A 9,622-nucleotide genomic window follows, 5' to 3' on the forward strand; every position below is an offset into this window, starting at 1 on the left:
GCCCGGTCTTCAGCGGCCTCATTCAATCGAACTTGCGACGCTCTGCGCAGGAACAGTTTGGGGTTGTGCTCTACCTTCTGCCAGAGCTGTAAATCGATCCGGGCAAACAGGCTGCGAACCCCATGATCCCAGCTGTAGAACAAGTCGTTGGCCAAAATCTCCAGTCGTTCAATGGCCTCCGGGATGTGGGGGCGGGCTTCCAACCGGAATTCGGTTGCCTTGTGCATGATGATGACCTCCTTGCGGCCATGGACATTGCATTAATCGGCGTGGAGCCGGCTGTCGCCGGCTAACAGATTTTGGTAGAGGGCTGCGTATTCTTTTGCTCGATACTTCCAGGAGTAGTCCGCTGCCATGGCATTGTCTTGCAACCGGCGCCAGGTTTTAACGTTGGCTTTGGCGATCAGGGCACGCTGAATAGCGGCCAGGAAGGCGTCTGGCGTCGGTTCCCTGAAAACGAATCCGTTGGCTTTGTTCTGGCGTTCTTCGCACGGATCAAACACCGTATCGTTCAGCCCACCAACGCCATGAACAACCGGAAGGGTGCCGTAGCGCAGACTGTACATTTGGTTCAGACCGCAGGGCTCGAACCGGGACGGCATTAAAAAGATATCGCTGCCGGCGGTAATCCGGTGGGCCAGCCCCTCGTTATAGCCCAGTGTCAGCGACAATTGCCGGGGCCATTCTTGCGCCAGTTCACGCAGCCTTTCCTGATAGTGATTCTGGCCTGCGCCCAACAGGGCAAACTGGCAGCCTTGTTCAAGCAGGGGCCGAAGCACCGCCAATAACCAGTCGAGCCCTTTTTGTTCCACTAATCGCCCCACAAACCCGAACAGCGGCGCTCCGCCGGCCGCCAGGCCGAGCTCTTGTTTGAGCTTGGCTTTGCACTGAGCTTTGTTTGCCAGATTCCCTGGGCCATAGTGGTCATCCAACCAGGTATCTTGCTCCGGATCCCAGGCTCGGGTGTCGATGCCGTTGAGAATGCCGGTCAAATGACCTGCACGATGTCGCAATAGACCATCGAGCCCGTAACCAAACCATGGTGTCTGGATTTCATCGGCATAGGAGGGACTAACCGTGGTAATGGCATCGCTGAACACCAAACCGCCTTTCATGAAGGACAGCTGCTCATGAAACTCCAGAAACTCGAACCTCCAGAGGTAGTCCGGCAGGCCCAGCGCGCGAAAGGTTTCCTGTGAGAACAGTCCCTGGTAGGCGAGGTTATGGATGGTAAAAACAATCTTGGGGGCATGTTGAGCATCGGCAAGAAAGACCGGGACCAATCCGGATTGCCAATCATTGCAATGCACTATATCGGGCTGCCACGACAATCCCAGCTGACCGAGTGCCAACATGGCACCAATCCGACCAAACAGATGAAACCGGTGAGCGTTATCCCACCAGTCTTCGCCTTCCTCATTCTGATAGGGGCTGTCGCCGCAGCGATCAAACAGTGCCGGGCAATCAACCAGCCACAAACTGACTGCCGTGCCTGGCAACCGGGTATGCCAGAGTGCAACGTCATATTGACCATAACGGAACCGGGTTTTCCGGCGCGAACCCATCTCCCTGGCGGCTTTCAAGGCGGCAGGATAACCGGGCAACAGGATCTGACAGTCCAGACCGAGTTTGCACAATGCCTCCGGCAGGCTGGCGGAGACATCTGCCAGTCCGCCGGTTTTAACCAGCGGAAACACTTCACTGGTCACAAACAGAATACGGGTCATGATGTGGCTCGCAGGATTATCAAGCCTAGCGGCGGTAAGGTGATGTCAGCGGCATGGGGCCGGGCCATCCAGGGTTGATCATCCGCGTGCAGAGGCAGGGGATTGCCAAGATTGCTGCCGCCGTAGTATTCGGAGTCCGAATTGAAGATTTCACGCCAGACACCGCCCCGGGGTAACCCGATTCGGTAATGATGCCGCGGAATGGGGGTAAAATTAATGACAATCACCAGGATTTCTCCCTCTTTACCGCCCTTGCGAAGATAGCTGATGACGGACTGTGGTGAGTCGTGACAGTCAATCCACTCGAAGCCTTCACTGCTGAAGTTGCGACCATGGAGGGCCGGTTCGCCGCGATATAGGCCATTGAGGTCTTGCACCAGTGTTTTAATGCCACGATGCTCTTCATGCTCCAGCAAGTACCAGTCGAGTTCTCGTTTCTCGCTCCATTCACGGCGCTGACCGAATTCCCCCCCCATGAATAAAAGCTTGGCACCCGGGTAGGTATACATGTAGCTGAACAACAACCGAAGCGAGGCGTTCTGCTGCCATTCATCTCCCGGCATCTTCTGTAACAAGCTGGATTTACCGTGAACCACCTCATCGTGGGAGAGCGGCAACAGGAAGTTTTCAGTGTAGGCGTAGATCAAACCAAAGGTGAGTTTGTCGTGATGGTACTGCCGGTAAACCGGGTCTTGTTGCAGGTAATGCAGCGTGTCATGCATCCATCCCATGTTCCATTTGAGGTTAAAGCCCAGTCCACCGATTTCCGGCGGGCGGGTCACCCAGGGCCAGGATGTCGATTCCTCTGCCATCATCAGAGCGCCGGGAAAACGGCTTTGGCAAACCCGGTTAAGATCTTTCAGGAACTCAACCGCCTCAAGATTCTCATGGCCACCATGTTCATTCGGCAGCCATTCACCTTCCTGTCGGGAGTAATTCAAGTAAAGCATGGAGGCCACGGCATCCACCCGCAGGCCGTCTATGTGAAACGTGTCCAGCCAGAACAGGGCGCTGCCAATCAGAAAATTCCGAACCTCATGCCGGCCATAGTTATAGATCAGGGTTCCCCAGTCCTGGTGTCGCCCACGGCGGGGGTCCTCGTGCTCATACAGCGCAGTACCGTCAAAGCGGCCAAGAGCATAGTTATCATCGGGAAAATGGCCGGGCACCCAATCCAGAATGATGCCAATGTCATTCTGGTGACACTGATCAATCAGGTATCTGAGATCATCCGGAGTCCCGTAACGACTGGTCGGCGCGTAATAGCCGGTAGTTTGATAACCCCAGGATTCGTCCAGCGGGTGTTCAGTAATTGGCAGCAGTTCGATGTGGGTAAAACCGGTTTCCTGAACATAGGGAATTAGCTGTTCCGCTAATTCCCGATAATTCAACCAACGCCCGGAACCATGGTGACGCCAGGAACCCGGGTGAACTTCGTAAATGCAAATCGGACGATGTTGCCAGTCGAACCGGCTACGCCGTTCTATCCAGTCGCCGTCGCCCCAGGCATATCGCCCGCGCTCCGTCACAACCGCTGCGGTATTGGGCCTTAACTCAAAAGCCTGTCCATAGGGGTCTGATTTGATAACTTCGCCACGGTTCGTCGCGATGGCATATTTATACAGGGCGCCCGGGCGGATATCCGGCAAAAATACACTCCAAACACCATACGCAGCGTTCAGCTGCATTGGGTGGTGGCCCGATTGCCAGTCATTAAAGTCGCCTATAACGCTGACCGATGTCGCATTGGGGGCCCAGACCGCAAAGCGGACACCCTCGATACCACGATAGGTCAGTGGATGAGCGCCCAGCACATTGTATATGTGCCAGTGGCGCCCTTCGGCGAACAAGTGAAGATCAAACTCGCTCAGGGCAGGGCTTTCCATAGACCTAAGATTCCTGGTCAGAATGGTTGGTTAAGGCTGCCACCATTGGACGCCTTCGCGGCTGTTCAAAAAATGATCCAAGACAATTATGCGTCACAATCTCATGGTAGTGTTCTAATATTAGTACCGATGTCAAAGTTCTGTCGATTCCCTCTTCATAAAGCCAGAAGAGGGTAGAAGACCACTCTGGTTTTCAGGGAAGCTGCCATGCAAACTTCACAGCGTTTTGTTAGTCGACTAACCCGTCAAACCCTTGCCCTGGTTCTTGCCGGAGGCCGGGGTTCCCGTCTTTATGATCTCACCAAATGGCGTGCCAAGCCGGCCGTACCTTTTGGCGGTAAGTTCAGGATCATTGATTTCCCACTCTCGAATTGCATCAACTCAGGCATTGGCCAGGTTGGCGTGATTACCCAATATAAATCGCATTCATTGATTCGGCATATCCAGCAAGGTTGGGGATTTCTGCGAGGAGAACTCGGGGAGTTTGTTGAATTGTTACCTGCACAGCAGCGCATTGAAACGTCCTGGTATGAAGGCACCGCAGATGCGGTTTTGCAGAACCTCGACATCATAAAAAGTCACAACCCGGAGTATGTGCTGATTCTGGCCGGTGATCATGTTTATAAAATGGACTACGGCACCATGCTGGCAGCCCATGTTGAAAGGGATGCTGATATTACCGTCGGCTGCATCGAAGTCCCGGTTGAGGATGCAACGGCCTTTGGCGTTATGTCTGTGGATGAGGAACTCATCATCACCGAGTTTGAAGAGAAACCAGACAAGCCCAAGACCATGCCTGGCAAACCGGACAAAGCGCTGGCCTCAATGGGCATCTATGTGTTCAGCACCAAGGTGCTTTTTGACGAACTGCTGAAAGATCATCAACTGAATGGCGAGTCGTCCCATGATTTTGGCAAGGATATCATTCCGTCGGTTATCCGGAGATTGCGGGTAGCCGCGTTTCCATTCCGTGATCCCGTCAACAACAAGGTTGCTTACTGGCGTGACGTAGGCACTGTCGATTCGCTTTGGCAGGCCAATCTTGAGCTGATCGACATCAGCCCAGAGTTGAATCTGTACGATTCCCACTGGCCGATATGGACCTATCAGGAGCAGCTCCCACCGGCCAAGTTTGTTTTCGATGACGAAAACCGACGCGGCACCGCCGTGGATTCTATGGTGGCCGGAGGTTGCATTGTGTCGGGCGCTAAGGTTCGCCATTCGTTATTGTTTTCCCAGGTTCGCGTGCACTCTTTCACCTCAATAGAAGATTCAGTGATCTTTCCGGATGTGGAGATTGAGCGCCATTGCCGAATCCGGAAAGCGGTGATTGATAGGGGCTGTCGCATACCCGAAGGAACACGAATAGGTTATGACAGGGCCTCAGATGAACGTCGGTTCCACGTGTCCCCGAAAGGGGTCGTTCTGGTCACCCCCGAGATGCTCGGGCAGGATTATCCTCATGGCCTCTGATCAGCGAACTCCGGTGGTGCTGTGCTGGCACATGCATCAACCGGTCTATCAGGATCAAGGCTCTGGCGAGTTTATGTTCCCCTGGGTGTACTTGCATTGCATCAAGGATTACGTAGATATGGCCGGTCATTTGGAGGCCCACCCTGATGCCCGTGCTGTGGTCAACTTTGCGCCGGTTTTGCTGGAGCAGATTGAAGAGTACCTCATGCAGATTGAACGCTGGCGACACAGCAGCGCCCCAATCGGTGACTCAGTGCTTGCGGCGCTGGTCAGTGACTCGTTGCCGGAGCCGGGTTCGCCAGGCTTTCTTGAGCTGATCGAAAAATGCCTGAGAGCCAACGCTGATCGGATTATCAAGCGTTTTACCCCGTACAAACGGTTGTCCGAACTGGCAGGATTTTACCGAACCCGGCCCGACATGCAGCGTTATATCTCCGGCCAGTTCCTCGCCGATTTGTTGGTGTGGTACCACCTGGGCTGGATGGGCGAAACTGTCCGCCGAAGCCATCCACTGATACAGAGCCTTCAGGAGAAAGGCCACCAGTTTTCCATGGAAGACCGTCGTGCCTTGCTCGATATCATTGCGGAGTTGATGTCCAGCCTTGGGCCAAGGTTCCGGCACCTCGCAAAGACAGGTCAGGTTGAGTTGGCCATGAGCCCCTGGGCACACCCCATTTTGCCTTTGCTACAGGACCTGGAATCCGCCCGCGAGGCGATCCCGGATATCGCGATGCCGGAGCATGCGCAATACGCTGGCGGAACAGAAAGGGCGACCTGGCACTTGCAACAAGGCCGGCAGGTTTTTCAACGGTTTTTCGGAGAACAACCGGTCGGCTGCTGGGCCTCCGAAGGCGCTCTGAGCCAGCAGACACTTTCACTGTTAGCGCAACAGGGTTTTCGATGGAGCGCCAGTGGTGACTCGGTTGCCCATAACAGCATCAGGCTGGCGCAGGAGCAACATGGATTAAAGAAGAATCCCGGCATACATCAGCCATTTCAGTTTGCCGAAGAACCGCTAACAGTGTTTTTCCGCGATGACGGTTTGTCTGACCTGATTGGCTTTACCTATTCGGAGTGGCATGCGGAAGACGCCGTCGGTGATCTGGTACACCATATTGAAAATATTGCGATCGAGAATAAACCGGATAAAACGCCGGTCATTTCGGTGATTCTGGATGGCGAAAATGCCTGGGAATACTATCCGGAAAACGGTTACTACTTTCTGGACGAACTTTACCGAGTTCTGGAAAACCATAGCAGCCTGCGCCTGACCACCTACAACGCTTTGCTGGAGCAGCCCGTGTGCGAGCCCGCTCGACTTCCACACCTGGTGGCCGGCAGCTGGATTTATGGCACCTTTTCAACCTGGATTGGCGATCCCGACAAGAACCGGGCCTGGGATCTGCTGTGCGAAGCCAAGCAGCATTTTGATCGAGCTATAGACAGCGGTGACCTGTCTGTCGAACAGAGAGAAAAAGCCAGCCGGCAACTTGGGCTTTGTGAGGGCTCCGACTGGTTCTGGTGGTTTGGTGATTACAATCCAGCTGCCGTCGTTCGTGACTTTGAGCACCTGTATCGTCAGCATTTGACCAGCCTTTACAGAACCATTGGTTATCCGGTACCGGCCAGTTTATCCCAGCCACTCAGCCAGGGCGGGGGGGAACCTGCCCGGGGTGGCGCCATGCGACCGGGACACGATGCGGGAGCTGGGGAATGAGCGACCGGCTGGCCCCGATTCCTGTGTTTTCCAGGCGCCGGGCAGGGGTGCTATTGCACCCGACAGCCTTGCCAGGAATCTACGGAAAGTTAGGGCACCAGGCCCGGCGATTTACTGAATTTCTGGCGAATGCGGGGATGACAATCTGGCAGACGCTGCCAACAGGCCCTACACACGCTGACTTATCGCCCTATCAGTCGTTATCTGCTCATGCCGGCAACCCGGACTTTATCGATCTGGCTGAGCTGCTAGAACCAGGTTTGCTGACCATGGAGGATCTTGAGCGGCAAAGCCGTGCGAGCTCCCTGGCCATAGCGGGTGAACGTTTTTATGGGGGAAAGTATCAGGCGAGTGCCAGTATTAATCATGAAGCCTGGGAGCAGTTTGTCAGCAACCATAGTCACTGGCTGAATGATTTTGCCCTTTTTGTGGCGATTCGGGACTCACTGGAAGGCATGGCCTGGTACGACTGGCCAGAACCTCTCCGACAAAGGGAAAGTTCGGCTCTTGAGACCTTTCGGGATCAGCACCGGGGGGCCGTAGAGCAGGTTCGTTTTGAACAGTTTTTGTTTCACGCGCAATGGCAGGCCATGCGCCGGTTCGCCCGCGACCGGGGCGTGCTGTTATTCGGCGATATTCCAATCTTTGTTGCTCACGACAGCGCAGATGTATGGGCCAATCCGGATGTGTTCAGGCTGGATACCCATGGCCAGCCAGTCGTGGTGGCTGGGGTACCCCCGGACTATTTCTCACCAGAGGGCCAACACTGGGGTAATCCACTCTACGACTGGACCGCCATGGCCAAACAGAATTACCGATGGTGGGTAGAACGTCTTGCCAGCCAGCGGGAAGAGTTTGACCTGTTGAGAATTGACCACTTCCGGGGATTACAGGCGTTCTGGGAAATACCCGCAGCAGACCCAAGGCCAATCCTGGGGCAGTGGATGGCCGGGCCCGGAGAGGCCTTTTTGTCAGCCTGCTTCGAGCAGTTGCCAGATCTCCCATTGATTGCAGAAAACCTGGGGGTGATCGGGGCAGACGTCGAGGCGCTCCGGCACCGGTTCCGTTTGCCGGGCATGACGGTGATGCAATTCGGGTTTGACGGCAGCGCCAGCAACCCGCACTTGCTGCACAACCACCAAGAAGAGGATCTGGTTTACACCGGCACTCACGATAACGATACCACCCTTGGCTGGTACCGGAGCCTGGATGCCAATACACGGAGTTACGTTAATCGCTACCTTCGCACCGGCGATGATTGCCAGCCATTGCCTATTGTTCAGGCCGCGCTTGGTTCGGTTTCAAAACTGGTCATTATTCCCATGCAGGATCTGCTTGGCCTGGATTCAGACGCCCGATTCAACACTCCGGGTACCACGACAAACAACTGGATTTGGCAACTTCCCGACAACTATCTGGAGCGCGCTAGCACTGAATCGATCAAGGAGATGGTGAACCTGTACGGACGGTAATTATGCTGATTGATCGTTTTTTGATCGGCATCAAAATGCGCCAAAATATAATCAACTATAACGACCAATAGGGTGTGTAACATCTCTGAGACGGTAATGCGTTAAAAATAGGCAGGGGGGGCAGAACAATGGAACATCGACTGAGCCACCGCACTGGAGGGGAGTTGTCTATCCTGGTTTACAAACGAGGCGTTCCGGTAGCCATTGGTGAAATTCAGGACGCGTCACGGCGCGGCTTGTTTGTCGCCACGGATTACACCGGTATCCGGTTAAACCAGACCATTCAACTGGCTTTCCGCTATCCTGAACAGCAAGACTTGGGCCATCGAGTGCTTACCGCACACGTGGTTCGCCAGTCTGCCAAGGGGATAGGCCTGGATTTCGATGGGGTAGATAACGACGCGCTGACCGTGGCTGAACTTATCGACTGGCTAAAAAACCGGGAGCGATACAGGGTTAGCAATCCTAAAAAAAGAAAAGCTCACTAAGGGACTAAAGGGAAAATCGACATGGCAAGATTGAAAGGAAAAGTAGCAGCAGTCACCGGCGGTGCCTTGGGTATCGGTAAAGCAGCAGTAGAAAGGATGCTTGAGGAAGGCGCCGCGGTTGGTATTCTGGACGTTCTCGATAAAGAGGGTGAAGCCTTGGCCAACGCTCTCAGTGACAAGGGCTATCAGGTTGGTTACTGGCATTGCGATGTGTCGGATGAGGCTCAGGTTAAAGCGGCCATCGACGGTGTCGCCGAGCGTTTTGGCAAATTCGATGTACTGGTTAACAACGCCGGTATTGCTGGCCCCAATAAACCGACCCATGAACTGACTGAAGAAGAATGGGACAAGGTACAGGCAGTGAACGTAAAAGGCGTTTTCTTCTGTACCAAACACGCCATTCCGCACATGAAGAAAGCCGGCAGTGGCAGCCTGATTAACCTGTCATCAATCTATGGTTTGGTGAGTGCGCCGGACATACCTCCGTATCATGCCTCCAAAGGCGCGGTTCGGTTGATGACCAAAACCGATGCGCTGCTTTACGCGGCGGACAAGATACGGGCAAACTCCGTACACCCGGGCTTTATCTGGACGCCGTTGGTTGAGCATCATTTGCAGTCGACGGAAGATCCGGAAGCAGCCAGACAAGCGACGGCCTCACTGCATCCCCTGGGTCACATGGGCGAGCCGGATGATATTGCCTGGGGTATCGTGTACCTGGCGTCAGACGAATCCAAGTTTGTCACAGGTAGCGAACTGGTCATCGACGGCGGCTACACCGCCCGCTGACAGCAATCAATGACGCTTGCCGCCTACACAATACGAGCCCTGCCAGTCGAATTGGCCGGGCTCATTCCGC

General features: G+C 54.6%; 8 protein-coding genes. 5 read left to right on the plus strand and 3 right to left on the minus strand.

Annotated features, from left to right (window positions below; genetic code table 11):
• The 3 genes from IBX51_RS13130 to glgB all read right to left on the minus strand — a co-directional run.
• On the minus strand, positions 1-227 hold a 227-nt coding region (locus tag IBX51_RS13130; RefSeq protein ID WP_291831735.1), incomplete at its 3' end, for a DUF3417 domain-containing protein.
• A 33-nt stretch (positions 228-260) separates the two neighbouring features.
• On the minus strand, positions 261-1,727 hold the full coding sequence (gene glgA / locus IBX51_RS13135) for a glycogen synthase GlgA (protein ID WP_291831736.1): 1,467 nt from the start codon (positions 1,725-1,727) through the stop codon (positions 261-263).
• Complete coding sequence (gene glgB / locus IBX51_RS13140; protein WP_291831737.1) at positions 1,724-3,613, minus strand: 1,4-alpha-glucan branching protein GlgB; 1,890 nt, start codon at positions 3,611-3,613, stop codon at positions 1,724-1,726. The genes glgA and glgB overlap by 4 nt, the downstream gene beginning before the upstream one ends.
• 207 nt (positions 3,614-3,820) lie before the next feature.
• On the opposite strand from glgB, the gene glgC reads away from it, so the two are divergent.
• The 5 genes from glgC to IBX51_RS13165 all read left to right on the plus strand — a co-directional run bounded on the left by glgC (position 3,821) and on the right by IBX51_RS13165 (position 9,552).
• Positions 3,821-5,086: a glucose-1-phosphate adenylyltransferase gene (gene glgC / locus IBX51_RS13145; protein ID WP_291831738.1), complete on the plus strand. Its 1,266-nt coding sequence runs from the start codon at positions 3,821-3,823 to the stop codon at positions 5,084-5,086.
• Positions 5,076-6,803, plus strand: a complete 1,728-nt coding sequence (locus tag IBX51_RS13150) for a glycoside hydrolase family 57 protein (RefSeq protein WP_291831739.1) — start codon at positions 5,076-5,078, stop codon at positions 6,801-6,803. The genes glgC and IBX51_RS13150 overlap by 11 nt, the downstream gene beginning before the upstream one ends.
• Positions 6,800-8,275, plus strand: a complete 1,476-nt coding sequence (gene malQ, locus IBX51_RS13155; protein ID WP_291831740.1) for a 4-alpha-glucanotransferase — start codon at positions 6,800-6,802, stop codon at positions 8,273-8,275. The genes IBX51_RS13150 and malQ overlap by 4 nt, the downstream gene beginning before the upstream one ends.
• Positions 8,276-8,403: 128 nt before the next feature.
• Positions 8,404-8,763: a PilZ domain-containing protein gene (locus IBX51_RS13160; RefSeq protein WP_291831741.1), complete on the plus strand. Its 360-nt coding sequence runs from the start codon at positions 8,404-8,406 to the stop codon at positions 8,761-8,763.
• A 21-nt stretch (positions 8,764-8,784) separates the two neighbouring features.
• Positions 8,785-9,552, plus strand: coding sequence for an SDR family NAD(P)-dependent oxidoreductase (locus IBX51_RS13165; protein ID WP_291831742.1), 768 nt, complete (start codon positions 8,785-8,787; stop codon positions 9,550-9,552).
• Positions 9,553-9,622 lie beyond the last annotated feature (70 nt).

Source organism: Marinobacter sp., assembly GCF_014859525.1.
Taxonomy (GTDB): domain Bacteria; phylum Pseudomonadota; class Gammaproteobacteria; order Pseudomonadales; family Oleiphilaceae; genus Marinobacter.

Bases quoted from the DNA above. Each gene is read 5' to 3' on its own strand.
- glgA (WP_291831736.1), bottom strand. From the start codon at position 1,727: ATGACCCGTATTCTGTTTGTGACCAGTGAAGTGTTTCCGCTGGTTAAA.
- glgB (WP_291831737.1), bottom strand. From the start codon at position 3,613: ATGGAAAGCCCTGCCCTGAGCGAGTTTGATCTTCACTTGTTCGCCGAA.
- glgC (WP_291831738.1), top strand. From the start codon at position 3,821: ATGCAAACTTCACAGCGTTTTGTTAGTCGACTAACCCGTCAAACCCTT.
- IBX51_RS13150 (WP_291831739.1), top strand. From the start codon at position 5,076: ATGGCCTCTGATCAGCGAACTCCGGTGGTGCTGTGCTGGCACATGCAT.
- malQ (WP_291831740.1), top strand. From the start codon at position 6,800: ATGAGCGACCGGCTGGCCCCGATTCCTGTGTTTTCCAGGCGCCGGGCA.
- IBX51_RS13160 (WP_291831741.1), top strand. From the start codon at position 8,404: ATGGAACATCGACTGAGCCACCGCACTGGAGGGGAGTTGTCTATCCTG.
- IBX51_RS13165 (WP_291831742.1), top strand. From the start codon at position 8,785: ATGGCAAGATTGAAAGGAAAAGTAGCAGCAGTCACCGGCGGTGCCTTG.